Origin of the sequence: Arthrobacter sp. zg-Y1110 (genome assembly GCF_025244865.1) — a bacterium.
Taxonomy (GTDB): domain Bacteria; phylum Actinomycetota; class Actinomycetes; order Actinomycetales; family Micrococcaceae; genus Arthrobacter_B.
On record NZ_CP104272.1, the window covers coordinates 201,960 to 228,331 of the forward strand.

15 protein-coding genes, 1 tRNA gene, 4 rRNA genes and 1 other RNA gene are annotated in these 26,372 nt (G+C 64.1%); 13 read left to right on the forward strand and 8 right to left on the reverse strand.

The window, feature by feature from the left end:
- Positions 1-18: 18 nt before the first annotated feature.
- The 3 genes from recR to ffs all read right to left on the reverse strand — a co-directional run bounded on the left by recR (position 19) and on the right by ffs (position 4,086).
- The gene (gene recR, locus N2K99_RS01080) at positions 19-615 is read right to left on the reverse strand and encodes a recombination mediator RecR (RefSeq protein WP_227920863.1); all 597 of its coding nucleotides are present in this window, start codon (positions 613-615) and stop codon (positions 19-21) included.
- A gap of 105 nt (positions 616-720) precedes the next feature.
- Complete coding sequence (locus tag N2K99_RS01085) at positions 721-3,912, reverse strand: DNA polymerase III subunit gamma and tau (protein ID WP_227932581.1); 3,192 nt, start codon at positions 3,910-3,912, stop codon at positions 721-723.
- Positions 3,913-3,990: 78 nt separating this feature from the next.
- Positions 3,991-4,086: signal recognition particle sRNA small type (gene ffs, locus N2K99_RS01090), an RNA gene on the reverse strand.
- Between the two features lie 273 nt (positions 4,087-4,359).
- Between ffs and N2K99_RS01095 the strand changes: the two genes are divergently transcribed.
- The 7 genes from N2K99_RS01095 (at position 4,360) to N2K99_RS01125 (ending at position 12,669) form a co-directional block, all read left to right on the forward strand.
- Entirely contained in the window at positions 4,360-5,112 is a 753-nt protein-coding gene (locus N2K99_RS01095) for a glucosamine-6-phosphate deaminase (RefSeq protein ID WP_227932580.1), read from the forward strand.
- A gap of 598 nt (positions 5,113-5,710) precedes the next feature.
- Positions 5,711-7,238: ribosomal RNA gene (locus N2K99_RS01100) — 16S ribosomal RNA — on the forward strand.
- A 527-nt stretch (positions 7,239-7,765) separates the two neighbouring features.
- Positions 7,766-10,900 (forward strand): 23S ribosomal RNA (locus N2K99_RS01105).
- Between the two features lie 274 nt (positions 10,901-11,174).
- Positions 11,175-11,291: ribosomal RNA gene (rrf, locus tag N2K99_RS01110) — 5S ribosomal RNA — on the forward strand.
- A gap of 323 nt (positions 11,292-11,614) precedes the next feature.
- Positions 11,615-11,731: ribosomal RNA gene (rrf, locus tag N2K99_RS01115) — 5S ribosomal RNA — on the forward strand.
- The 16S, 23S and 5S rRNA genes sit together here, the layout of an rRNA operon.
- A 122-nt stretch (positions 11,732-11,853) precedes the next feature.
- Positions 11,854-12,501, forward strand: a complete 648-nt coding sequence (locus N2K99_RS01120; RefSeq protein WP_227934080.1) for a TMEM175 family protein — start codon at positions 11,854-11,856, stop codon at positions 12,499-12,501.
- A gap of 80 nt (positions 12,502-12,581) precedes the next feature.
- Positions 12,582-12,669 (forward strand) — tRNA-Ser (locus N2K99_RS01125).
- A gap of 54 nt (positions 12,670-12,723) precedes the next feature.
- Here the strand turns inward: N2K99_RS01125 and N2K99_RS01130 are convergent.
- Entirely contained in the window at positions 12,724-15,198 is a 2,475-nt protein-coding gene (locus tag N2K99_RS01130) for an FtsX-like permease family protein (protein ID WP_227934081.1), read from the reverse strand.
- A 1-nt stretch (position 15,199) separates the two neighbouring features.
- Entirely contained in the window at positions 15,200-15,955 is a 756-nt protein-coding gene (locus N2K99_RS01135) for an ABC transporter ATP-binding protein (protein WP_227924176.1), read from the reverse strand.
- Between the two features lie 161 nt (positions 15,956-16,116).
- Between N2K99_RS01135 and N2K99_RS01140 the strand changes: the two genes are divergently transcribed.
- From N2K99_RS01140 to N2K99_RS01160, 5 genes are all read left to right on the forward strand, one after another.
- Positions 16,117-17,406, forward strand: coding sequence for a histidine kinase (locus N2K99_RS01140; RefSeq protein WP_227934082.1), 1,290 nt, complete (start codon positions 16,117-16,119; stop codon positions 17,404-17,406).
- Positions 17,394-18,038, forward strand: a complete 645-nt coding sequence (locus tag N2K99_RS01145) for a response regulator transcription factor (protein ID WP_227924174.1) — start codon at positions 17,394-17,396, stop codon at positions 18,036-18,038. Before N2K99_RS01140 ends, N2K99_RS01145 begins: the two co-directional genes overlap by 13 nt.
- A 94-nt stretch (positions 18,039-18,132) precedes the next feature.
- The gene (locus tag N2K99_RS01150) at positions 18,133-18,972 is read left to right on the forward strand and encodes an SDR family oxidoreductase (RefSeq protein WP_227934083.1); all 840 of its coding nucleotides are present in this window, start codon (positions 18,133-18,135) and stop codon (positions 18,970-18,972) included.
- Between the two features lie 30 nt (positions 18,973-19,002).
- Positions 19,003-20,682 (forward strand): class I adenylate-forming enzyme family protein, encoded by a 1,680-nt coding sequence (locus tag N2K99_RS01155; RefSeq protein ID WP_227934084.1) that lies wholly within the window; start codon positions 19,003-19,005, stop codon positions 20,680-20,682.
- Entirely contained in the window at positions 20,683-21,915 is a 1,233-nt protein-coding gene (locus tag N2K99_RS01160) for a beta-ketoacyl synthase (RefSeq protein ID WP_227924171.1), read from the forward strand.
- 15 nt (positions 21,916-21,930) lie between these two features.
- Here N2K99_RS01160 and N2K99_RS01165 read toward each other — a convergent pair whose 3' ends face one another.
- The 3 genes from N2K99_RS01165 to N2K99_RS01175 form a co-directional block, all read right to left on the reverse strand.
- Positions 21,931-23,235, reverse strand: a complete 1,305-nt coding sequence (locus tag N2K99_RS01165; protein ID WP_227934085.1) for a hypothetical protein — start codon at positions 23,233-23,235, stop codon at positions 21,931-21,933.
- A 42-nt stretch (positions 23,236-23,277) separates the two neighbouring features.
- On the reverse strand, positions 23,278-24,342 hold the full coding sequence (locus N2K99_RS01170; protein WP_227934086.1) for a phosphatase PAP2 family protein: 1,065 nt from the start codon (positions 24,340-24,342) through the stop codon (positions 23,278-23,280).
- A 231-nt stretch (positions 24,343-24,573) separates the two neighbouring features.
- Complete coding sequence (locus N2K99_RS01175; protein ID WP_227934087.1) at positions 24,574-25,260, reverse strand: thioredoxin domain-containing protein; 687 nt, start codon at positions 25,258-25,260, stop codon at positions 24,574-24,576.
- Between the two features lie 218 nt (positions 25,261-25,478).
- Here N2K99_RS01175 and N2K99_RS01180 point away from each other — a divergent pair, with 218 nt between their 5' ends.
- Positions 25,479-26,372, forward strand: coding sequence for a LysR family transcriptional regulator (locus tag N2K99_RS01180; protein WP_227934088.1), 894 nt, complete (start codon positions 25,479-25,481; stop codon positions 26,370-26,372).

A 26,372-nucleotide genomic window follows, 5' to 3' on the forward strand; every position in this document is an offset into this window, starting at 1 on the left:
TCCTACGGGCGTCCTGGCTTAGGACATGCTCCGACGGCCCTCAAAGGCGCGGCCGAGGGTGATTTCGTCCGCGTATTCCAGGTCTCCGCCGACGGGCAGGCCGGAGGCCAGGCGCGTGACCTTGATGCCCAGGGTCTTGAGCATCCGCACCAAATAGGTGGCCGTGGCTTCGCCCTCGAGGTTCGGGTCGGTGGCGATGATGATTTCGGAGATCTGCTCATCCGACAGCCGGCTGAGCAGCTCCCGGATGCGCAGCTGGTCCGGACCGATGCCGGCAATCGGGTTAATGGCGCCGCCCAGCACGTGGTAGCGGCCGCGGAAGGACCGCGTACGCTCCACCGCAATCACGTCCTTGGACTCTTCGACCACGCAGATCATGGTCGGGTCCCGCCGCGGGTCCCTGCAGATGGTGCAGGTTTCCTGCTCCGTGACGTTGCCGCAGACACTGCAGAACTTCACCCGGTCCTTGACCGTGACAATGGCCGTGGCCAGCTTCTTCATGTCATCGGGATCGGATTCGAGGATGTGGAACGCGATGCGCTGGGCGGACTTGGGCCCGACGCCGGGAAGACGGCCTAGTTCATCGATGAGTTCCTGAACGGCACCTTCGTACACGTAACCTTCTCTGCTGGGTTGAACTGCGTTTATAGCTGGCTGTTACCGGGGTTTTCCGCATGCTGCGGGCCCCGGAGCGGGCGTCTTGCGGGGGACCAGCGCTGGTCAGCGGCCGTCCAGGCTGCGTTCCTCGATCAGTCGCCCGCCCAGAATCCGTTCGATCGCCTTACGCCCCACCAGACCGGAATCCTCAAGCGTGATGTCATCCGCGCTGGGAACATCTTCGACGTAGGTCGAGTCTACTGGGCGGCTCCCCCGGACGGGGGCTCCGCCGCCGCGCTGGGCAGCTTCATTGAGGAGCTTCTGGTAACGGCTCAGCGGCTGGTTGGGAGCACCGCCGGCGGGGGCGGCGGGGGACGTCGTCGTCGGCGGAACGGATGTCCGGACGCCTGGTGCTGCTGCACCCCGGTCTTGACCCGGCGCCGTCGTGGTTCCGGGCCGGGCGGTCAGGCCCGTGGGGGCGGTCGACGCCGGTGCCGACGCCGGTGCCGCAGCCCGCGGGACGCCTGCGGGTACGGCTGACGACGGGGAGGTCTGTCCGCCGCCGGCCCGGCTATCCGCCGCGGAGTTTCCGCCGGCCGGTCGGGTGCTGGACCCGGTGCCGGCCCAGTCGGTGCTTGCCCATTCGGAGTCCGAGAGGTGCCCACCGGAGTAGACGTCCGCGGGTGCCTCGGCGGTTTCCCACGCGTTGCTTTCGGGCGCATCGTTGAACGGATCGCTGGGCTCGTCCGGCCAGGGCTCATCGGAAGGACGGTTTCCGGCTGATCGCCCTGCAGTCCGTGCGCCGGCAGTGGCGCTGGCGCTGCCGTTCCGGCCGGAGGTTCCGCGGGCGGCATGGCCCGGACCGGTAGACGGAGTTCCGCCGCCGTTGGAATTGCCGGCGCGGCGCCGGAGGGCAGCCGAAGCCGCGTTGACCGGTGCGTCTGGTGCCGCCGGTTCGTTGGGAGAAACGGGTGCGGACGGGGTAACAGCTGCGGGTGCGTCCACCGGTGCCGCAACGGCCTGAGCCTGCTGCGTCGGAACTGCTCGGTTCGCTGGCTCCGCTGCCGCTGCCACAGGTGCCTTCGGGGCCGAACCCGGGGCCGAAGCCGAAGCTGCACGCGAGTCCGGGGCATCGGAAGCAACGCCGGTAACCTTAGCGGTTTCGCTGGAAGGAGCGACAGCAGCCGTGGTGCTTCGGCCATCCTGCACCGACGGACCTTGGGCGGCAGGCGCCTGCGCCGGAGGCGCCTGAACCGGTTGTGCCTGAACTACCGGTGCCTTGGCGGCCGGTGCGGATGCCGGCGCTTGCCGGCTATCGGCTTTTGGGCCCGACTCACCCGCTGACGCCGAGCTGTCATGGATCGGATTGATCTGGCAGTCCAGCGCCAGGACCTGATGGATCGCCTTGCGCAGGTTCTCCAAATGGTCAGGGCGGTTGAAGTTGGTGGCAGCGCCGGGGTTGGTGAAGGCAAGTTCAAGCACCTTGCCGTCAAAGGCGCGCGGGCTGGAGTTTTTGCTGACGTTCAGCCAGGTGGCACGGCGGATGCTGGTCAGGGCATCCATGATTTCCGGCCAGGCACGGCGGATCATTTCGATCTGTCCGCTTCCGCCAGCTGGAGCCGAAGCGGGACCGCCGGCCGGAGCCTGCCGCTGCTGAGGCTGGGCCGGCTGTGCCGGTGCCTGCTGCGCCTGCTGTGCCGGCGCGGGCTGGGTGGCTGGCTGAGTCGGTGCCTGCTGTGCCGGTGCCTGCTGCGCTGGCTGGGACGACGGCTGCTGCGACTGCGCGGGTTGCGACGGTCCGCCGGAGGCCGCGCGGGAACCGTTGGATCCCGCTGCGGGCGCGGCGTTTGAAGCGGCAGGGGCGTCCGCCGGGGAAGGCGTCTGCGCCGGAGTGGACCACGTACCTCCCCAGTCCAGGGAACTTCCGGCGGGCTTGTTGTCCTGGCTGGAGGCTGCCGGGGCGGCAGGAGTTGCTGCTGCTGCATCCGGGGCCGGCGTTGCCGCAAAGTCGATTCCCCGGGGAGATGCCGGAGCTTCGTCCACCGCAGGAGCTGAAGCGGCCGCCTGCGAAGCCGTGGGTGCGGCCGCGGGAATGGTGTTCACCGGAGACGCTGCAGCTGCGGCGCGGCCCATTGCCTCGGTGGGATCGCCTGCATAACTGAGCCGGCGCTCCAATCGGTCCACCCGCGCGGCCGTCCCGCGTTCGGCCTGGTCTGCGGCCGGAAGCAGAATACGGGCGCAGAGCAATTCGAGGTGCAGCCGCGGCGACGTGGCGCCGGTCATCTCGGTCAAGGCAGTGTTGGTGATGTCTGCGGCGCGGGATAGTTCGCTGCTGCCCAGTTGGGTGGCCTGGGTCTGCATCCGGTTGATCTGGTCTTCCGGCATGCCGCGGAGCACGGTGGATGCGCTGTCCGGCATGGCGTTGACGATAATCAGGTCCCGGAAGCGTTCCAGCAGGTCTTCGACAAACCGGCGGGGATCCTGGCCGGTCTGGATGACACGGTCCACGGCGCGGAATACGGTAGCTGCGTCTGCGGCGGCAACGGCGTCGACGACGTCGTCGAGCAGCGACACCGGGGTGTAACCCAGCAGCGAGACGGCCAGTTCGTAGTCCAGGCCGTCGGGGCCGGCACCGGCCATGAGCTGGTCAAGGACGGAAAGGGTGTCTCGCACGGACCCGCCGCCGGCGCGGATCACCAGGGAAAGGACGCCCGGGGCGACCGCTACGTTCTCCTGCGCGCAGAGCTTCTCAAGGTAAGCCAGCAGCGGTTCCGGCGGAACGAGGCGGAAGGGGTAGTGGTGCGTACGGGACCGGATGGTTCCAATAACCTTGTCCGGCTCCGTGGTGGCGAAGATGAACTTGATGTGCTCCGGCGGCTCTTCCACGATCTTCAGCAGGGCGTTGAAGCCGGCGGACGTGACCATGTGGGCCTCGTCGATGATGAAGATCTTGTAGCGGTCCCGGACCGGGGCGAAGGTGGCGCGCTCCCGGAGGTCGCGGGCGTCGTCGACGCCGCCGTGGCTGGCCGCGTCAATCTCAATGACATCGAGGCTGCCGGAACCGTCGCGGGCCAGCTCAACGCAGCTGTCGCACTTGCCGCAGGGGACCGGGGTGGGGCCCTCGGCACAGTTAAGGCAGCGGGCAAGGATGCGCGCAGAGGTTGTTTTGCCGCAGCCGCGCGGGCCGGAGAAGAGGTACGCGTGGTTCACGCGGTTCTTTTGCAGGGCCGCCATCAGCGGCTCCGTGACGTGCTCCTGGCCGATCACGTCTGCGAAACTCTCGGGACGGTAGCGGCGGTAAAGGGCTGTACTCACAGATAGAAGCCTATCGGTTGGCACTGACGGTTTTTCCTCCGGCGGCAGGCACGGTGGAAACTCCACTTCCTCAAAAAAATTAAAGACCCCCCATGCACCTGCCAGAGCCCGCTTACCCTTGCTACCTTCCGGTCCTGGGGGAGTTCACAGGATGACACCACATGAGGGGCCGGGAACCAGTCTACCCGAAAATTCCGGGCCTCGACTCGCAGCGGATTCCGGGTGTAGTTCCGGGGCGTAGAGCCATATTCCGGGTACGGAGCCATACTGGAAAACCCGCCGGATCAGGAGTGTGCCCATGCAGCGTTCCCCAGCTATGCAGGTAAAGGCAGCAGCCCGGACAGCATCCCCTGTGCTTCCCGTGCTGCCGTGCCTGCGAAGCGAACCCTCATTGAGTCCCGATTTTCCCGCCCTATATAGGGTCGGCAACGTCCCCAGGGTGCCGCATTGAGTCTCGCCCTATATACGGTGCCCGACGCCGCCGGGCTGGGCGCGCTTGGTGCCTCCTTTATAGAGGTGCTGGTTCGGGACCGCCCGGATGCCGTGCTCGGGCTGGCCACGGGGTCCTCGCCCCTGCCGGTGTACCGGGCGCTGGCGGAGCACGAACCGGACCTGTCCCGTGTGCGGGCGTTTGCCCTGGATGAGTATGTCGGGCTGCCGGCCGGCAGTGAGCAGTCCTATGCCGCCGTCATAGACAGGGAGGTCACGCGCCCGCTCGGACTAAGCCCGCACTGTGTGGCCGTACCGGATGGCAGTGCGGAGGACCCCTTCGAAGCGGCCGAAGCCTTCGAGCGCCGGCTGGAAAGTGCCGGGGGAGTGGACCTTCAGCTGCTGGGGATTGGGCATAACGGCCATTTGGCCTTCAATGAGCCCGGCTCATCCTTGGATTCGCGTACCCGGGTGCAGCGCTTGTCCGAAACCACGCGCAGGGCCAACGCCCGGTTCTTCCCTTCTATGGGGGAGGTTCCGCAGTTCTGCATTACCCAGGGGTTGGGGACCATCCGCCGTGCCAGGCACCTGCTGCTGTTGGTCCGTGGCGGGGAGAAGGCAGGAATCCTGGCGCGGGCACTGACCGGGCCGGTGAGTGTTGATTGCCCGGCCTCCATCCTCCAGCTGCATCCGCGGGTCACTGTCATCACGGATGAGGCAGCTGCCTCCGGGCTGGCGGGGCTGGAGGAAACCCTGCTGCCGCCCGGATAGGGCAGGGCCTGCCGTGAGAACCCGGGCCGGGCGGCCGTTTGATCACTGCGGGAAGGCGCCGGAAACGACGCCGGAATCGGGCGGGAAATGCGTGTCCGGAGTCACCCCGAATCCGATTTGCAGCTGGGGGCAAACGTGTGTAAAGTTTTCTAAGTCGCCGCGGCCGGGACGCTGGAAAAGCGCCCGAGCATGGCGGCCAAACCCCAACAAAAAACAGAGTCCAACCAGTGCGCGCCCTTTGCAGGGCCGGTGGAAAAGACTCCGTTGGATGCTGGGTCCGGAACGGCGTAAAACGCTTCTCACGGGCTCCCGACAAGGGAAACCGCGAATTGCAAATAACGCCGGAATGGAATAAGATATAAAACATTGCAGCGAAGAAGAAAAGGAAAACATTGTTTTCCCGAGTATTTTCGGATTGCGTCTGTTGTTTGAGAACTCAATAGTGTGCCAAGTTTATTGATACCAATTTATTTTGATTGGTTGAACAGGCCGTTTCCGCCCACCCCGTGGGTATGGGACGGTTTTTTTAGCCGGTTTCGAATTTAGTGCAGTGTCTGCAGCCAATTTTCCTTGGCTTCGGCACTGTGTCTGTAACACATTTACGGAGAGTTTGATCCTGGCTCAGGATGAACGCTGGCGGCGTGCTTAACACATGCAAGTCGAACGATGACTTCTGTGCTTGCACAGAATGATTAGTGGCGAACGGGTGAGTAACACGTGAGTAACCTGCCCCTGACTTCGGGATAAGCCTGGGAAACCGGGTCTAATACCGGATACAACGGACCACCGCATGGCGGTCCGTGGAAAGCTTTATGCGGTTTTGGATGGACTCGCGGCCTATCAGCTTGTTGGTTGGGGTAATGGCCCACCAAGGCGACGACGGGTAGCCGGCCTGAGAGGGTGACCGGCCACACTGGGACTGAGACACGGCCCAGACTCCTACGGGAGGCAGCAGTGGGGAATATTGCACAATGGGCGGAAGCCTGATGCAGCGACGCCGCGTGAGGGACGAATGCCTTCGGGTTGTAAACCTCTTTCAGCAGGGAAGAAGCGAAAGTGACGGTACCTGCAGAAGAAGCGCCGGCTAACTACGTGCCAGCAGCCGCGGTAATACGTAGGGCGCAAGCGTTATCCGGAATTATTGGGCGTAAAGAGCTCGTAGGCGGTTTGTCGCGTCTGCTGTGAAAGCCCGGGGCTCAACCCCGGGTCTGCAGTGGGTACGGGCAGACTAGAGTGATGTAGGGGAGACTGGAATTCCTGGTGTAGCGGTGAAATGCGCAGATATCAGGAGGAACACCGATGGCGAAGGCAGGTCTCTGGGCATTAACTGACGCTGAGGAGCGAAAGCATGGGGAGCGAACAGGATTAGATACCCTGGTAGTCCATGCCGTAAACGTTGGGCACTAGGTGTGGGGGACATTCCACGTTTTCCGCGCCGTAGCTAACGCATTAAGTGCCCCGCCTGGGGAGTACGGCCGCAAGGCTAAAACTCAAAGGAATTGACGGGGGCCCGCACAAGCGGCGGAGCATGCGGATTAATTCGATGCAACGCGAAGAACCTTACCAAGGCTTGACATGAACCGGAAAGGCCTGGAAACAGGTCCCCCACTTGTGGCCGGTTTACAGGTGGTGCATGGTTGTCGTCAGCTCGTGTCGTGAGATGTTGGGTTAAGTCCCGCAACGAGCGCAACCCTCGTTCTATGTTGCCAGCGCGTTATGGCGGGGACTCATAGGAGACTGCCGGGGTCAACTCGGAGGAAGGTGGGGACGACGTCAAATCATCATGCCCCTTATGTCTTGGGCTTCACGCATGCTACAATGGCCGGTACAAAGGGTTGCGATACTGTGAGGTGGAGCTAATCCCAAAAAGCCGGTCTCAGTTCGGATTGAGGTCTGCAACTCGACCTCATGAAGTTGGAGTCGCTAGTAATCGCAGATCAGCAACGCTGCGGTGAATACGTTCCCGGGCCTTGTACACACCGCCCGTCAAGTCACGAAAGTTGGTAACACCCGAAGCCGGTGGCCTAACCCCTTGTGGGAGGGAGCCGTCGAAGGTGGGACCGGCGATTGGGACTAAGTCGTAACAAGGTAGCCGTACCGGAAGGTGCGGCTGGATCACCTCCTTTCTAAGGAGCACCTCGAAGACCATGTCCTTCCACAGTGTTGGATGTGTGCTTCGCAGGAGATGCCCATATCGGAGACATATGTTCTCCGGTGGGTGCTCAAGGGTGGAATATCAATGGATAGGCGCCGGCATGCCGGCCGCAACGGATCAGTACGTTCCCTCCTTGGAGGGTTCCTGGAACCTCCTCTGCGGCCCTGGTAAGACCGGTTAGTCGTTTGGCACACTGTTGGGTCCTGAAGCAACAGGCACCCGGGTCTTCTCCTTTCCAAGGGGAGGTACCGCGGGTTTGCCGGTTTGTTTCTGTTTGTTCCTGCGCAGGCCGGAACCGTGTCGTTGGCAGTCCCTTGCGGGGTTGCCGGGTGCGGGGACGGGTGTGACGGGGTTGTTGTTTGAGAACTACATAGTGGACGCGAGCATCTTAAAATATTAAGTGCAATTTCAGAAAAACCTGGTAGATCCGGGTGCCCCTTACAGGGTGCCTGGTGAGACCGTGGTTTTCTCGATAGCGATAATAAATTGATCTTTTGTGGTCAAGTTTTTAAGGGCACACGGTGGATGCCTTGGCATCAGGAGCCGAAGAAGGACGTAGGAATCTGCGATAAGCCTGGGGGAGTTGATAACCGAACTTTGATCCCAGGATGTCCGAATGGGGAAACCCCGCCCGGCGCGCGAGTGACCGGGTGACCCGCATCTGAACACATAGGGTGCGTGGAGGGAACGTGGGGAAGTGAAACATCTCAGTACCCACAGGAAGAGAAAACAACAGTGATTCCGTTAGTAGTGGCGAGCGAACGCGGAAGAGGCTAAACCAGTGGTGTGTGATAGCCGGCGGGCGTTGCATCACTGGGGTTGCGGGACTTTCCGTACCGATTCTGCCGGATCGGTGAAGTGAGTGCAGATGTATAGGTGAACCGGTTTGAAAGCCGGGCCGTAGAGGGTGTTAGCCCCGTAACCGGAATGCATGCTGCCGCTTGGAGAGGATCCCAAGTAGCACGGGGCCCGAGAAATCCCGTGCGAATCTGCCAGGACCACCTGGTAAGCCTAAATACTCCCTGATGACCGATAGCGGACAAGTACCGTGAGGGAAAGGTGAAAAGTACCCCGGGAGGGGAGTGAAATAGTACCTGAAACCGTGTGCCTACAAACCGTTGGAGCAGCTCTGATTGCTGTGACAGCGTGCCTTTTGAAGAATGAGCCTGCGAGTTAGTGTTACGTCGCGAGGTTAACCCGTGAGGGGAAGCCGTAGCGAAAGCGAGTCTGAATAGGGCGATGCAGTGGCGTGATCTAGACCCGAAGCGGAGTGATCTACCCATGGCCAGGTTGAAGCGACGGTAAGACGTCGTGGAGGACCGAACCCACTTCAGTTGAAAATGGAGGGGATGAGCTGTGGGTAGGGGTGAAAGGCCAATCAAACTCCGTGATAGCTGGTTCTCCCCGAAATGCATTTAGGTGCAGCGTTGCGTGTTTCTTACCGGAGGTAGAGCTACTGGATGGCTAATGGGCCCTACAAGGTTACTGACGTCAGCCAAACTCCGAATGCCGGTAAGTGAGAGCGCAGCAGTGAGACTGTGGGGGATAAGCTTCATAGTCGAGAGGGAAACAGCCCAGACCACCAACTAAGGCCCCTAAGCGTGTGCTAAGTGGGAAAGGATGTGGAGTTGCCCAGACAACCAGGAGGTTGGCTTAGAAGCAGCCACCCTTGAAAGAGTGCGTAATAGCTCACTGGTCAAGTGATTCCGCGCCGACAATGTAGCGGGGCTCAAGTACACCGCCGAAGTTGTGGATTTCAGATATAGATAAGCCTTCGTGGTTCAGTCGTCTGGAGTGGTAGGGGAGCGTCGTGTGGGCAGTGAAGCTGCGGTGTAAACCAGTGGTGGAGCCTACACGAGTGAGAATGCAGGCATGAGTAGCGAAAGACGGGTGAGAAACCCGTCCGCCGAATGATCAAGGGTTCCAGGGTCAAGCTAATCTGCCCTGGGTAAGTCGGGACCTAAGGCGAGGCCGACAGGCGTAGTCGATGGACAACGGGTTGATATTCCCGTACCGGCGAAGAACCGCCCATACCAAGCAGGGGACACTAACCGTCCGGAGCCTGCCCGATCACCCTTGTGGTGTGAGGGTTTTGGCCGAGCACGGGACCTGATCCTGGGAGGTAAGCGTATTAACAGGTGTGACGCAGGAAGGTAGCCGGGCCAGGCGATGGTAGACCTGGTCTAAGGACGTAGGGTCCGTGATAGGTAAATCCGTCACGGTGTCTTTGATGACGAACCTGAGATCCGACGGGACCCCCTCACGGGGGGATCCGGTGATCCTATGCTGCCTAGAAAAGCATCGGCGCGAGGTTCCAGCCGCCCGTACCCCAAACCGACACAGGTGATCAGGTAGAGAATACTAAGGCGATCGAGAGAATTATGGTTAAGGAACTCGGCAAAATGCCCCCGTAACTTCGGGAGAAGGGGGGCCCCAACCTTGATGGACACTTGCTGTCCGGAGGGGATCGGGGCCGCAGAGACCAGGGGGAAGCGACTGTTTACTAAAAACACAGGTCCGTGCGAAGTCGCAAGACGATGTATACGGACTGACTCCTGCCCGGTGCTGGAAGGTTAAGAGGACCGGTTAGCCCTTACGGGCGAAGCTGGGAATTTAAGCCCCAGTAAACGGCGGTGGTAACTATAACCATCCTAAGGTAGCGAAATTCCTTGTCGGGTAAGTTCCGACCTGCACGAATGGAGTAACGACTTCCCCGCTGTCTCAACCATAAACTCGGCGAAATTGCAGTACGAGTAAAGATGCTCGTTACGCGCAGCAGGACGGAAAGACCCCGAGACCTTTACTATAGTTTGGTATTGGTGTTCGGTGTGGCTTGTGTAGGATAGGTGGGAGACTGTGAGACCCGGACGCCAGTTCGGGTGGAGTCATCGTTGAAATACCACTCTGGTCATACTGGATATCTAACTTCGGCCCGTAATCCGGGTCAGGGACAGTGCCTGATGGGTAGTTTAACTGGGGCGGTTGCCTCCTAAAGAGTAACGGAGGCGCCCAAAGGTTCCCTCAGCCTGGTTGGCAATCAGGTGTCGAGTGTAAGTGCACAAGGGAGCTTGACTGTGAGAGAGACATCTCGAGCAGGGACGAAAGTCGGGACTAGTGATCCGGCGGTACATTGTGGAATGGCCGTCGCTCAACGGATAAAAGGTACCTCGGGGATAACAGGCTGATCTTGCCCAAGAGTCCATATCGACGGCATGGTTTGGCACCTCGATGTCGGCTCGTCGCATCCTGGGGCTGGAGTAGGTCCCAAGGGTTGGGCTGTTCGCCCATTAAAGCGGTACGCGAGCTGGGTTTAGAACGTCGTGAGACAGTTCGGTCCCTATCCGCTGCGCGCGCAGGAAATTTGAGAAGGGCTGTCCTTAGTACGAGAGGACCGGGACGGACGAACCTCTGGTGTGTCAGTTGTACTGCCAAGTGCACCGCTGATTAGCTACGTTCGGATGGGATAACCGCTGAAAGCATCTAAGCGGGAAGCCCGCTTCGAGATGAGATTTCCATACACCTTGTGTGTGAGAGGCCCCCAGCCAGACCACTGGGTTGATAGGCCGGATGTGGAAGCGGGGACTAAAGACCCGTGAAGCTGACCGGTACTAATAGGCCGATAACTTACACCACACCAGCACCTGGACGGACACGACTTCAAACGGTCCGTCAAAGTATAAAGGGTGTTGTTAGATCATGCTGCTTGCGTCCACTATGTGGTTCCCGGACAACAACCGTTGGTTGCTGCCCTGGAACACCGAATCCTTGCCCCTTGTCCAGGGGGCGGGTTCACAATTTACCGCACTGCCGGCACCCCTCATTGCGAGGTGGTTCCGGGACGTGTTGTAACCATTGTTTTCCCCACGCATACCCTGTTTTCGCGGGTGTGTGGTGCGGGTAGAAGGGTTACGGCGGTCATAGCGTGGGGGAAACGCCCGGTCCCATTCCGAACCCGGAAGCTAAGACCCACAGCGCCGATGGTACTGCATCCGGGAGGATGTGGGAGAGTAGGTCACCGCCGGACAATATTTAGTACAGAGGGTCAGGTCCCGCACCATTGGTGCGGGGCCTGACCTGTTTAACCGGTCTGACCTGCCGAGCGCCGCCAGGCAGAACCGCCGGCCGGCACCGGGCTGAACGCCGGCATAGGGGTGTGCTGGGTCAGACACTGTGTTTGTTCAGCACTGTGTTTGTTTAGCACTGTGTTTATTCCGACACCCAGGACAAGCCCGGTAGCCTCACCGTGGTCAAAACCGCCTGGAAGACGCGGTAAGATTAAGGAGCAGAACCCGAAAGGGCAGCCTGTAATCAAAGACTTCCCGACGCATTTGCCGTCGGGGCTAGGGTTACGGCGGTCATAGCGTGGGGGAAACGCCCGGTCCCATTCCGAACCCGGAAGCTAAGACCCACAGCGCCGATGGTACTGCATCCGGGAGGATGTGGGAGAGTAGGTCACCGCCGGACATGCGTTGGGATAAGGATCCGCACAAGGACGTGCGGGTCCTTATCTGTTTAACTCCACCTTCCGCCCCGCTTTCCTCCAGTCGAGGCTCGACCCGCTGGGGTATGTGCGCGAGCATGGTCCGGTGGCCGGCGAAAACAGCAACAGCAAAGGCTTTGCCCGAGTTAATTCAGGTCCGGACCTGGACCGCACTATGTTCTTCAGCGACGCCGTCTTCGCCATCGCCATGACCCTGCTGGCCGTGGACATCCGGGTTCCCCAGGTGCCGGACAACGAGCTTGGGTCGGCCGTGGCTGCGCAGCTTCCGGAGTTCGGCGCTTACGTCCTGTCCTTTGTGGTGACCGCCGCCTATTGGCTTAGCCATCACCGGCTCTTCCGGCTCCTGAAGGGATTTACCGGCCGGTTGCAGCAGCTGAACCTGCTGCTGCTGCTGTTCGTCGCACTGCTGGGCTACGCCACCGACATGCTGGCGTTTTACGGAGACCAGGTGCTCGGCGTCGTGATTTATGCGGCGGCCCTGGGTCTTATCGGCACCGCGAATACCGGGCTGTGGATTTACTGCAGCCGCGTGGGCCTTTTCCGGGATGACGTGGATCCCCGGCTTCCGGCCTTCGCGCAGGTCCGTGCCCCGGTCACTCCTGCGGTTTTCCTGGCCTCGATTCCCATTGCCATCCTGTGGAGTCCGCAGGCGGCCAGCTGGTCCTGGCTGGGAATTGTCGTTATCAATGCCTTGCTCCACGGCCTCGGCCGCAGACGAACCGGCAAGGCCTAAGCTGCCCCTCAAATGACGTCGATTCGTTGGTTTGGGCCTGTGTCGGGTAGTCTTATATCTGCTTCTACGGGAGCAAGCCTGGAGGATTCGCCTAGCGGCCTATGGCGCACGCCTGGAACGCGTGTTGGGTTAACGCCCTCGGGGGTTCAAATCCCCCATCCTCCGCCAGGACAAAGAAATACCCCGGTCTTCGGACCGGGGTATTTCTTTTTGCCCGAACAGCTACCGCTCGGCCCGCAGCGCGGCACGCGTGGCTACCGCAATGGAGCCCAGCCCGAGTGCCGCCGTCGCACCTGCCAGGCCGAGGTACACGGCCGGCACGATCGTGGGCAGCGGCATCCCCGAGACGCTCACGGCGATTCCCATCAGCGGCGGCAGGGCCAGGACGGTGCCGATGACGACGGCGGCCGCGACGATCAGCAGGGACTCGGCTCCCATCATCCGCCGCAGCTGGGTATCCGACGCCCCCAGGGTCCGCAGCAGCAGCAGCTCCGGCCGGCGCCGCGCCGTCGCCATCACCAATGTGTTGACCACGGAGACGGCGAGGTACCCCAGCAGGACCAGCATCGCGATCACCGAAACCCATGAGTCGGCATCCCGTTGTGCGGCTCCGGCCGCCCCGAATTCCTCCTTATCCAGGAGCGTCAGCCCCAAGCCGCTCACGGCCGAGGCCAGTTCTCCCGAATCGGCATCCCCCGCCGTGCTGACCAGCAAGTAGTCGTTCAACCCCGTTGTGGTGTGGCCGCGCAGAGTGTCATTCGCCACCGCCACATCCCCGAATCCCAGCCCCCGTTCGTAGGTGGCGACGACGACGGCGGTCGCCTCGGTTCCGTCCCCGTAGTAGAAGTCGAAGTCCTCGCCCACGGCCGTACCGGATTCCCGGGCCAGATCCACGCTCAGCGCCACGGTGTCGGCATCCGCCAGCCGGTCCAGCGCCCCTTCGTTTACATCTAGGTCCAGGGTTCCGTTCAGGTCCTCAGCGGCCAGCCCTTGAATGGCATAGGGCTGCACACCGTCTTCCATCCCCGCGAAGCCGGCCTTGGCAAGGACCGCGGAACGGGCCACCGGCGAGGTGGACTCCACCCCGGGCAGCTCCGCCACCTGGTCGGCGAGATCCTCGGACACTCCGGATCCCGGAGCGCTAACCAGATATCCGGCCACCACCCCGTCGCGGGACTGCCGCTCGGCTTCCGTTGCCACTGTGGCCGGCATAAAGAACTGCACGGACCCGAGCGCAATGGCCAGGGCCAGCGGAACGATTCCCGAGGCCAGCCGCCGCGGGAAAGCGCTGGCGTTGGCCTCCGCCAGGGCCAGCGACGCGGAGGGGCTGCGGCGGACCAGCGGCCGCACCAGTTTCAAGGCGCCCGTCACCAGCCACGGTCCCAGCAGGCCCGCGCCGATCATCAGGAGCAGGATGCTGGAGGCTGCCGACGCCAGGCCCGCAGTGCCAGGAACCGCAATCGGTACCAAGGCCGCAACCAGACCGGCGGCAAGCAGCGACAGTCCGGTGATGACGCGTCCGCGGCCCAGCCGGGAAGCCTCCGTCACGGAGTCCCGCAGGGCATCCGTCGGCGCCGCACGGACCGTGCCCCGCGCCGAGACGAGCGAGGCGCCCACTGCTGCGGCGACACTGATGGCCACTGCAGCCAGGGCCGGCAGCGGGCTGTAGGCCAGGACGAAGGATTCCGGAAGCACACCGCCGGCAACGAACTGGTTACCCAGGAACCAGGCCAGCAGGAAGCCGGGCGCCGCGCCCAGCACGGCGGCCGCACTGGATACCAGGAGGACTTCACGCATCACGATGCCCAGGGTCTGGTTAGCGCCGGCTCCCACGGCGCGCAGCATCGCGAATTCCCGGCGCCGCGCCATGATGGACAGGGACAGGGTTCCCGCAGTCACAAAGACCGCGGTCATCACGGCCACACCCGCGAGCGAACCGCTGAGCAGCAGCAGCGTGGAGCGGGCGGCGGACCCGCCGAGATTCTCCACGTCTCCGCGGCGGTCCCCGGTATAGCCGACGACGTCGGCCACCTGCGCCTCGATATCGGCGGAGAGCTGCTCCGGCCGGACGCCGGATTCGGCGATCACGCCCACGGTGGACACTGTGTCGCCGTGCGGCCACAGGGCCTGAGCCCCGGCGGTGCTCAGGAAAGCGGCAGGGCCGGTGTCCACCCCCGACTCGGGAGCGGCGACGCCGGACACTGTGTACTCGGTTGGCTCCCCGCCGTGGGTGAAGGTGAGCGAGGTTCCCGGAGTTACACCGAAGGAGTCATCCACCACCACTTCGGTTGCTCCACGGGGAGCTTCCCCGGAGGTCAGTGTGTAGGGGGTCAGGGCCGCCGAGTCCCAGGCGGCGGCGGAAACCGCCGTACCGTCGGTGGTGGCCAGGGGGAGCTCGATGCTGCCCACGGCGCGTTCGACGCCGGGGACGGCCGCTATTTCGTCGACCGCGTCGGCGGGGAGCAGGACGCGCTCGGCGAAGGGGGCGTCCATGTCTTCGACCACGGGATGTGCCTGCGGCGCACCCACTACGACGTCGGCCCCCTGCAGGCGCTGCGGGGCAATGCCGCCGCGGGTTCCGGATTCAATGAGGACGCCCATCGCGGTGATGAGCGCGGCGCACAGGAACACGGCTACGAAAACCCCGGCGAATCCGCCGCGGTGGTGCCGGATGGATGCTCTGGCAAGAGAAAACATGTTAGCGCTCCCCGAGGTTGGCCATGCGTTCGCTGACGTCCTGGGCGGTGGCGCCGGTCATGCTGCCGTCGAGGCGCCCGTCCGCAAGGAAAATGACGGTGTCTGCGTGTCCGGCGGCCACGGGGTCGTGGGTCACCATAATCACGGTCTGTCCGAGCACGGAAACGGTGTGCCGCAGCAGGTCCAGCACCTGGCGTGCAGTGCCGGAGTCCAGGGCTCCGGTGGGTTCGTCCGCAAAGACGGCATCCGGGCGGGTGATGAGCGCCCGGGCGATGGCTGCCCGCTGTTGCTGGCCGCCGGAGAGTTCCTGCGGTTTCCGTTCACCCAGACCAGCCAGCCCGACTGCCTCCAGCACGTAGTCCAGCCAGACCTTGTCCGTTCCGCGTCCGGCCAGCAGCAGCGGCAGTGTCACGTTCCGTGCGACGGTCAGCTGGGGGAGCAGGTTGTAGGACTGGAACACAAAACCGACGTGGTCCCGGCGGAAGCGGGTCAGGGCCTTGCTGTGCAGCTTCGAGATTTCGGTGGTCCCCAGCAGCACCCGGCCGCTGTCGGGTGCGTCCAGTCCTGCCGCGCACTGCAGCAGCGTGCTTTTGCCGGAACCGGAAGGTCCCATGATGGCGGTGAAGGTTCCGGCCGGAACCGCCAGGGACACATCGCGCAGGGCGGGCACGCTGGTGTTGCCGGATCGGTAGCTCTTGGACACGCCCTGCAGCTGCAGGGCTGCGGGGCCGGAGAATTCGGAAGCGTCGGAGAACATCGGGTCATCCTTTGGTCGAGGGTGCGGGTTCGTGAAGTGAGCTGACTTGCTGACTTCGACGCTACGGATTCCGGAAACGCGATCCGATACAGCCAATAGCCCGGTTTGGGGTATAGCTGGCTATACCGACAGCCCGATGGGGGTCGGGCATAATTCAACGGGTGAGACTTCCCAGCCGCGCCAAGACCCGTCTCCGGGATGCAGCCTTCCTTGTGCGCGAGGGCTGGTGCTGGCTGGCGTCCCTGACCGTTTTGGTAGCCGGTATTGCGCTGCTTCCGTTCGTGGCGCTGGGGGTGGGCCTGTATGCGGTGCCTACCCTCCTGGACCTCCTGAACCGTTTGGCTGCCAGGGCGCAGGCCCGTTCGGCGACGTTCTCCTCCGCGGTCATTCCCTTTGACCGGCGCCGCCTCACGGGCAGGTATTCGTTTACCGAGTTGGCGGCCCTGCTGAGTGCTCCCGAAACGAAGCGGGACCTCTCCTGGCTGCTTTTCCACTGCGCATTTGCCGTACTGGCAGCGGCGCTGGCCCTGGCGCTTCCCTTCGGTGCTGTGCTCTATGTAGCCGCGGCGCCCCTATGGCAGCTGTTCCCGCCGGACGCGCCGCTGGAACTGACCATCTTTGTCCGCAGCTGGGGCGATGCCATCCTGATGATGCTGCTGGGACTCGTATACGCCGCCGGGGCGTGGCTGCTGCTGCCCTGGCTGGCACGGCGGTTCAGCGCGGCGACCCTGGGGATCCTTTCCCCGCGCCGGTATGCGGACCTGGCCCGCCGCATTTCCGACCTCTCGGCGGCCCGGGCCAGCGCGCTGGCCGCCCACGCGGCGGAGCTGCGCCGGATCGAACGCGAACTGCACGACGGCGCGCAGAACCGGCTGGTCGGCGTCGTAATGATGCTGGGGCTGGCCCAGCGCGCGGCCGAAACCGACCCGGCGGCCGCCGTACCGTTCATCGGGCGGGCACAGGATGCCGCCTCCGAAGCACTCGCCGGTCTGCGCGCCGCGGTGCACGATATCTATCCGCCGGTCCTGGACGAACTCGGCCTGGGCGGTGCGGCCTCGGCCCTGACCAGCCGCTCGCCCATACCCTGCTCCCTGGACGTGGAGGGTCTGCTGCGCGCGCCGGCAGCAGTGGAATCGGCGGCATATTTTGTCCTGGCCGAAGCCCTGACCAATGCTGCGAAACACTCCGGCGCCTCCCGGATCGACGTGGTCCTCCGCACGGAATCAACGGCTCGGGAGGACGTCCTGGTGATCCTGGTGAACGACGACGGCCGCGGCGGCGCGAGGGTGGATCCGGCCGCCGGGGCGCAGAGCGCAACCGACGCCAACGGCTCCGGCACCGGTCTGGCCGGGATTGCCCGGCGTGCAGCCGCCTTTGGGGGCAGGCTGGTGCTGAACAGCCCCGACGGCGGACCGACGAACCTGAGAGTGGAGCTGCCATGCGCCTTTTGATCGCTGAAGATGATGCCCTGCTGCGGGCCGGACTGGAGCTGCTGCTGCGAGGTGAAGGCTTCGACGTGGTGGGCTCCTGGGACAACGCCGATGACCTGCTCGCGGCCTTCGAACCCGGCAGTGCCGACGGCGCCGTGCTGGACGTCCGGATGCCGCCGACCTTCACCAACGAGGGGCTGCGCGCCGCCCTGGAACTGAGGTCCCGGGTGCCTGAGTTCCCGGTGCTGGTCCTCTCCGCGTATGTGGAGGACCGGTACGCGAGCCGGCTGCTGGCCTCCGGCGCCCAGGGTGTGGGCTACCTGCTGAAGGAGCGGGTGGGCAACGTGGGGGAATTCGTGGACGGACTGCGGCGCGTAGCTGCCGGCGGCACCGTAATGGACCCGGAAGTCATCGCCCAGCTGTTCAGCCGGCGCAGCAACCAGGATCCCATCCGGTCACTGACCCCGCGCGAGTTCGAAGTGCTGGGGCTGGTGGCCGAAGGGCTGGGCAACACCGCCATTGCCTCGGCCATTTCCGTGTCCGAGACCGCGGTCAGCAAACACATCGGCAATATCTTCGCGAAGCTTGGGCTGGCCCAGTCGGACAGCGGCCACCGCAGGGTGCTGGCGACTCTGGCCTACCTCCGCTCCTGACCGGCGGGTGCCGCTTGTTTCGTCCCGGGTCTTGTTCGCGGACGGCACCGGTGACAAGGTGTGATGCACTATCACCGGGCGCAGGAGGGCACACGTGGGACATGGCGGCGGAAAGGTAGCGCTGATCACCGGTGCTTCGCGGGGAATCGGCCGGCGCGTGGCGGAGCGGCTCGCGGCGCAGGGGACCGCCGTCGTCGTCAGTTACCGCCGGAATGCCGAGCTGGCCAAGGAAGTGGTCACCACGCTGCAGGAACTCGGCGGCAGCGGCATCACGGTGCAGGCCGATGTGGAGAACCCCGAAGACATTGTCCGGCTGTTCGACGCCGCAGCGGACGAATACGGCCGGTTGGACTACTTCATCAACAACGCCGCCGCTGCCGCCTTCAAGAACGTGGTGGACCTGAAAACCCATCATCTGGACCGTGCGTACGCAGTGAACGTGCGGCCGTTTGTCCTCGGCGCGCAGGAAGCGGTGAAACTGATGGACGACGGCGGCCGGATAGTCGCGCTCACCAGTTACGGCAGTAGCCGGGCCTTCCCGACCTATGCCGCACTCGGCTCCTACAAGGCCGCAGTGGAGTCTTTTGTCCGGTTCATGGCGGTGGAATTCGGTCCCTACGGCATTAACGTCAACGCGGTGAACGGCGGGCTGATCGATTCCGATTCGCTGGACTACTTCTACTCCATGGACGGCATGGCGCCGATGGACAGCGTCATCTCCCGCCTGCCCAAACGCCGGCCCGGCACCGTGGATGAAATGGCCGCCGCGGTGGAGTTCCTGCTCTCCCCGGGAGCGGAGTACATCACCGGCCAGGTCCTGGCGGTCGACGGCGGTCTCTCGGTCATCGCCCCGCCGTTCCATTCCGACGCGGCCGGTCCGCCGGTCGCCCTCCCGGACCGGCCAACCCGGCCCACCCGAGGCGGCAGCCGGTAAGCGCGCCGTACGGACTGAAAGGAAGCATCAGTGAGCTACGATCCCGCCCGTTACCGGAACTACTTCGAACACTCCCTGACCTACGCGGCCGGTTTCGCACGCAACGTGGCCCGGTACGCGGACCGCGTTGCCCTCGCCGATCCGCCGACGGGCCGGGAATTCACGTACGCCCAGCTGGGCGACGCCGTGGACTCCGTAGCGCGCGCCCTGGCCGAGCGCAGCGTGGGCCGCGGGGACCGGGTGCTTTACCAGCTCTACAACGGCATCGAGTTCGCCCTGCTGTACCTGGCGACCCAGCGGCTGGGGGCTGTCAGCGTTCCGGTGAACTACCGGCTGGCGCCCGCTGAGACGGCGCATATCCTGCGGGACAGTGACCCGGTGGTGTTCGTTGTGGACGCCGAGCACACCGAGACTGCTGCGCAGGCGCTGGAGCTTGCCGGGGTGTCGCCGCTGGTCCTGGTGGCGGGCGCTCCCGACTCCGGGGCTTGGGGACTGGGGTCCGGGCATTTGGGGCAGGACTTCGACACCGCCGTCGAGCAGGCCGCCGGGGACCTGCCGGACCTCCCCGCGGACTTTTCCACCTTCGAGGAAAGCACCCGTTTCTACACCTCGGGCACCACGGGCATGCCCAAGGGGGTGCCGCTGCCGTCCATCGCCGAGCTGATGAGCGCCCACGACGTCATCATGCACTTTCCACTCAGCCCGTCCGACCGCACCCTGAACATGACCCCGTGGTTCCACCGCGGCGGCCTGCACTCGGGCGGACCCAACCCGGTGTTCTACATCGGCGGATCCGTGGTGCCGATGCGCAGCTTTAATCCGGGAACGGTGCTGGACTGGGTGGGGGAGCAGGGGCTGACGTACCTGATTGGTGCGCCGACCACGCTGGAGATGATCGCCGTCGAGCAGGAAAAGATCCCGCGGAACCTGGAGACGCTGCGCGGCATCGTCACCATGGGTGCACCGTTGGACCGCGCCGCCGCCATCCGGTACCAGGAGCTGCTTACCCCGCGGATCTTCAACGGTTACGGGACCACCGAGGGCTTCTGGAACACCTTCCTGCGGCCCGAGGATCTCCCCGCCCACGCCGGCAGTGCCGGACGCGCGTGCACGGACGACGACGTCGCCGTCGTCCGCGTGTTTGAAGGCCGCCGCGGGCAGCCGCACGAACTGGCCGCCCGGGACGGCAGCGAAATCGGCGAGGTGATCATGCGCTCGCCGAAATCCGGGTTCAGTTATGCCAACCTGCCCCACGTTGAGGAGGAGAAGTTCCACGACGGCTGGCTTTACCCCGGGGACATGGCCACCTGGGATGCGGAAGGCTACCTGACCATCATGGGCCGGACCGATGACATGATCATTTCCGGCGGGGAGAACATCCATCCCGTGCAGGTGGAAGCGGCCCTGGCGGACCACCCCGGCGTCCTCGAATCCGTGGTGGTGGGAGTGCCGGATGACCGGTGGGGCCAGCGCGTGGTGGCGTACGTGGTGCGCCGGGACGCGGAGCTCGACGCCGACGGGCTGGATGCGTTCTGTCTGGCCCATCCCGGGCTGGCCGATTTCAAGCGGCCCCGCGGCTACCGTTTTGTCGACGAAGTGCCGATGACCGCGACCGGAAAGAAGATGCATTACAAGGTGGCGGATTCCGCGGCGCAGGACTGGCTGGACGGCCGGATGCACGTACCGGCGCCGGTCCGGAAGGCGGAGTAGATGGACGAGCGCGTGGTCATCACTGGGATGGGGGCGGTGACGCCGCTCGGCGGTACCTGGGGCGAAACCTGGGCGGGACTGAAGGACGGGCGCAGCGGGATCGACAAGATCACTGCCTTCGATGCCTCCGAGTTCCCCACCCGGATTGCCGGGGAAGTGAAGAACTTTGATCCGGCGCAGTACCTGCCGGTCAAGCGGCTGCGCCGGTCCTCCCGTGCTTCCCAGCTGGCAGTGGCGGCCTCACGCGAGGCGGTGGCCGACGCCGGACTGGGACCTTCGCTGGAAGACACCGACGCGGCCGTAATCATCAACAGTGCTGTCTCCGGGTATCCGGAAATCCAGTCCGCCACGGAAATCTTCCACCGTGACGGGCTGCGGCCCATCAGCCCCAGCTTCGTGGCGTCGTCGTTGACGAATATGCCGGCCTGCGAGGTGGCCATCGATCTGGTAGTTCACGGTCCCGTGAACGCCAGCGCCCTGGCCTGCGCCAGCGGCACCTCGGCCCTGCTCGAGGCACGCCGGACCCTGCTGGCCGGCGATGCGGATGTGGTGGTGGCCGGCGGAACCGATGCGGCCATAACGTCCGTGATGTTCGCCGGGCTCAGCGCGATGCGCGGATTGTCCCGGAACAACGATTCACCGCAGGAAGCCAGCCGTCCCTTCGATGCGGACCGGGACGGTTTTGTCTTCGCCGAGGGAGCCGTGGTGTGCGTGCTGGAACTGCTCAGCCATGCCCGTGCCCGCGGTGCCGAGGTGTACGCGGAGCTGCTGGGCGGCGCACTGACTTCCGATGCGTTCCACATTGTGGCTCCGGAACCCGGCGGACAGTATGCGGCCCAAGCCATCTGCCGCACCCTGGACCGGTCCCGCCTGAACCCCGAGGACGTGGACCTGATCTGCGCCCACGGAACCTCCACGCAGGCCAATGACCGGACCGAAACCAGAGCGCTGCACACCGCCTTCGGTGAGCATGCGCCGTCGCTTGCTGTCACGGCACCCAAGTCCATGACCGGCCACCTCATCGGTGCTGCGGGCACCCTCGGATCCCTGCTCTGCGTGATGGCCATCCGTGAAGGCGTCATTCCGCCCACGCTGAACTACACCACTGAAGACCCGGAGTGCGACCTGGACTATGTTCCCGGTGCTGCCCGCGAAGCACCGGTCCGCTATGCGCTCACAAACGCGTTCGGTTTCGGCGGGCAAAACGCCGTGGCGGCGTTTGGGTCGGTCTGAGGTGCGCCGGAGCGCTTACTCGCAGTAGGAGTCGAGCCCGGCCTCGTAAGCCTCCGGATAGAACTCGAGGGCCAGCTCGAATGTATCCTCACTCCACTCGGCGTCCCGGCCACTCCAGGCGGACGCCATGTACGCCGTACTGAACTCGGGTTCCAGGCGGGAGTTCCAGATGTTCCGTTTTACCGGTGACGGATGCAGCCAACGGTCCGGTTCGCCGGTGCAGGCGGCATCCCAGTACCCCACAAGATCTTCATAGACCATACCGACGGCCAGCCTTCTGCCGTTATCCTTCGCGGCCTCATCGAGAACCCAGTCGGTGTACTGCTGGGCATGCTCCCGCACGCCGGGATCCACGATTTGATCGGTCTCGCGCTTTTGCCTGTAGGCCGCCGTCCCGCGGTGGTCGATGACGGCTTTTCCCCCCACCCGGTCCAGGTAGGCCTGGACTTCCGGCGACATCATCACCGGGCTGTTCCAGAAGGCCTCGTAATCCTCCGCCGTCAGCTGCCCCGCGGCGTTGGGGTGCGTCTCCAAGGATTCCAGCAGCATATCTGCCTCATGGGTAACCGAGAACAGGAGGTTCATATCGCCCGGATGGCTGCTCTCCGGCGGTATCGGTAACTTGCAGAAACGGGGGAGGGCGGCTTCAAAGGCAGCCGGGTAGACCTTGGCCACCAGGCTGGTTGCCTGTCTTGTAGAGTCCTCCGATCCCAGCAGCGACAGGATTTGGGGCTGGGTGGTAGTCCAGTTTCGAATGGGATGCCCGTTGGCCTGGTAGGAGACGTCGTCCGTGTCCCAGCGGTGGCAGGTCTTTCTGGACAGCTGTGCCAAGTCGTCATAAACCGCACTCTTCGCACCCTGGACCGTGCCGTGTGAGACGAGCTCGGCTATCGCGTCCACGGCGGCTTGGGCGTTGGCACGTTTGGCTGGGTCTACGATCTGGTCCACGTTGTAGCCCATGTGCTTCACGTCCTCCTGGAGACGCGCCTTCCATCCCTCGTTGATGACGTCCAGCAGCGCAAGGGCCTCCGGGGTGTTCAGGGCAGGTTCAGCCCAGAAGGCCGCGTAGTCTTCCTCGCTGATGTCTGCGGGGAGCGGGTCCGACGCGTAATGCACAGTGCTGCGTGAGGTCACCACTACGTAGCCTTCCGCCCGGGAATCCTCGGCGGCCTCGGTATACGTTAAGTGCTCGACCCACAGATAGGCGGCAACAAGTGCAGCCGCCACAAAGAGGCTCACGACGATCTTCCGCAGCGGGATGACCCTGCGTTTCTGGGGCGGAGTCAGATAGTCGGGCAGCACGCTTGGATGTCCGCTCAACGTGCTGCCTCTCAGTAGGGGTTTGGTTCCCGCTGGGGAAGCCTACCGTACGGCCGAGGCAAGCTCCGGTTCGACGTCGGGCGTTGCTTCCTTCTCTGTCCGCCCGGCCCCCACGGCCTTCGCGGCCAGCCACACCGAGACGGCACCGAGGGCAAGTCCGGCGAACACGTCGAGGACGTAATGCCAGCCGAAGTAGACCGTGGCCAGGGTGGTCAGGAGGACGTAGATCCACATAACCCAGCGCGCCACCTTCGGCAGGCGGGTCAGGTGCGCCACCAATGCTGCCGTAAAGACGATGGATGTGTGCAGGGAAGCGAAGGCTGCAATGCCGTGGACCGCGTCGGTGGCTAGCGGATTCGCCAGCACTTCGATCCGGTTTTCGTACAGGCTGTCCTGCAGGCCGGAGACGGCGGTTTCCGGCAGGTCGCTGAACGGGGCGGCGTCGTAGTAGACCGGACCCAGGGACGGCAGGGCGTAGTAGCTGACGGTGCCGAGGATCCAGTTGAAGGACAGGGCTGTGGCATACCAGGCCCCGCGCTGCAGGTTGTTGGACCACACCAGCGCCGCAGCGAGCGAGACCGGAACGAAGACCATAAAAAGCATGTAGACGCCGGAGAGCAGGTCGGCGCTGAAACCGGTTCCCAGCAGTTCATGCAGGACGTCGCCGGGGTAGTTCCCTCCGGCCAGCCATTTGTCCGATTCCTCCAGCAGCCGGTCCGTCAGGTGGTCCTGCAGGAACGGCAGGAAGCTCTTGAGGTTCCGGTAGGACATGTACGCCAGGTAGAAGGTGATCAGTCCCGCCACGGCCACGGCCAGCCGGGGTCCGGACCAGCGCGTCCGCAGCACATCGGACGTGGCGGCTCCTACGCCGCCCAGCTCCCGGCGTCGAGCGAAGACCCGGGGCACGACGTCGGCGGCGATCATCAGGAGCACCATCAGCGGCAGGCGTACGTAACTCGGGCCCAGGAATCCTTCCGGATCCCGGACGGGCAGACCCGTCACGACGGCGGTCACCAGCATGACCACGGTAAAGATGACCGACACAATCAGGGGGACGCCGAAGAGGCGGCGCCAGGCAGGGCGGACGGAGCCGGCTTCGATAGTCATGAGATATTTTTATCCCACAATTGTCATAAACCTGTTATCGAGAGACCGCCACCCTCAGTATGCTTTCGATCACACAGGGGGCCTGTTTCCGCCGCCGTGGCCGGAAGCCGGAAGCCGGCGCTGGTAGTTGCCCGGTGGCCCTTCCCTTCCCTTCCGCGCAGCAGGCCGGACCGCTTCCGCTGGGCGGGCAGTCCGGCCTGTTCCGGGGATCTTGGTTGGGGGATTCAGTCCCTACTTGTTCAGGGCCGCATCCAGCTGTTCCTGGATGGCGCCGTAATCCACGGAGTCCAGCTCCAGCATCTTGTTATCGAGGATCAGCGAGGGGGTGCCGCGAAGCTGGAGGTCCTGGGCGTCCTCGAGGTCCCGGGCCACCCGGTCCTTAATGGCGTCCGACGTGTAATCGGCCTGGAACTTCTCCGTGTCCAGACCCAGGTCCTCCGCGTAGGAGACGAAGAGGTCATCGACGTCGCTCTCGTTCTTCCAGTCCTCCTGGTGCTCAAAGATGGACGCAGCCATCTCCTCCTGGGCGCCCTGTTCCGCGGCGGCTTCCACGGCCCGGGCAGCTGGCGCTGCGTTCTGGTGCTTGGGCAGCGGGTAGTTCCGCACGAGGATGCGGACATCATCTCCGTAATCGTTTTTGGCCTGCTGGATCAGCGTGTCCATCTGAGCGCAGTAGGGGCACTGGTAGTCCGTAAACAGCACCAGGGTGGCTTTGGGGTCTGCGGGGTCGGTGATTGCCCTCGCATCCGCGGGAGCCACCTGCTCCATGCGGTCAGCCGGGATGGAAGTTTCCGCCGACGGGCTTGCTTCTGCCGTGGCGGTGCCTCCCGACGATTCGGAATCCGACGCCGCACAGGAGACCAGGGTGCCGACTGCGAGCAGCCAGGCAATCAGCAGGGCGAGGATGCTCTTGCGCATAGTTCCTTCCGGTGAAGTGTCAGGGTTCGCGGTTCGGCGCGCTCTGAAGGCCTCCAACGGCGGTGCCAGCATGAAGTGATGGCTGCCGTGAGGCGATGTCCCACCCGTGAAGCGGTGTCCACCCGTGAGGCTCAGGCTGCGCCCACTATCTTTGATGCTCCCACCGGATTGGACCGTCCGGTAGCCTGCAATCCGGCATGGGTTTATATGCTTTTGATATGGCTCAGGCGTGGCCGAACCTTTCGGTGCTGGAACTGTTCGTTGCCGTGGTGGACGAGGGCAGCGTGGCTTCCGGGGCGCGGAAACTGGGCATGGCCCAGCCCAATGCGAGCCGGGCTATTGCCGAGTTGGAAGCGGATCTGAAGACTCCCCTGCTTGAGCGCAGCCCGCGCGGTTCGGCGCCGACGGCAATGGGACTTCTGCTGGCGGACTCGGCCCGGGAGCTGTTGGAGGCTGCGCGGCGCTTCAACAGTGTGGTGAGTTCCAGCCGTAGCGGAGAGACGTTGGAACTCCGAGTGGGTGCCAGCCTCACCATTGCGGACATGCTGTTGCCGGCCTGGCTTGCCGAACTGAAGCGCCGGCTGCCGCAGGCCCGCCTTGATATGCAGGTGGAGAACTCGGCGCAGGTCATTGAGGAAGTGCAGCGGGGCACCCTCCAACTGGGGTTTGTGGAGACTCCGAACCTTCCGGTGGGGCTGAACGCCCTGGTGGTCCGCGAGGACGAGCTGGTGGTGGTTGTTGGTCCGAATCACGAATGGGCCAACCGGACCCGGATCGGTTTGCAGGAACTGGCGGAAACCCCACTGGTGGTTCGGGAACCAGGGTCCGGTACCCGCGAGGCGCTCCAGGAGGTACTTGCCGGGTACGACGTCGTCGAGCCGGCCCAGGTGCTCAGCAGCAATGCTGCGGTACGGGTTGCTGTCGCTGCCGGAGCCGGCCCTGCCGTGTTGAGCGAACTGGTGGTTCGCGACCAGCTTGCCAGCGGGGAGCTGCTGCGGGTTCCCTTTGAAGGAGAGGGAATCAGCCGTCCCCTGACTGCCATCTGGTCCGGTCCGCGTCGACTGACCGGTGCCGCGGCCGAGCTTGTGGCCGTGGCTGCCGCGCGAACGTAG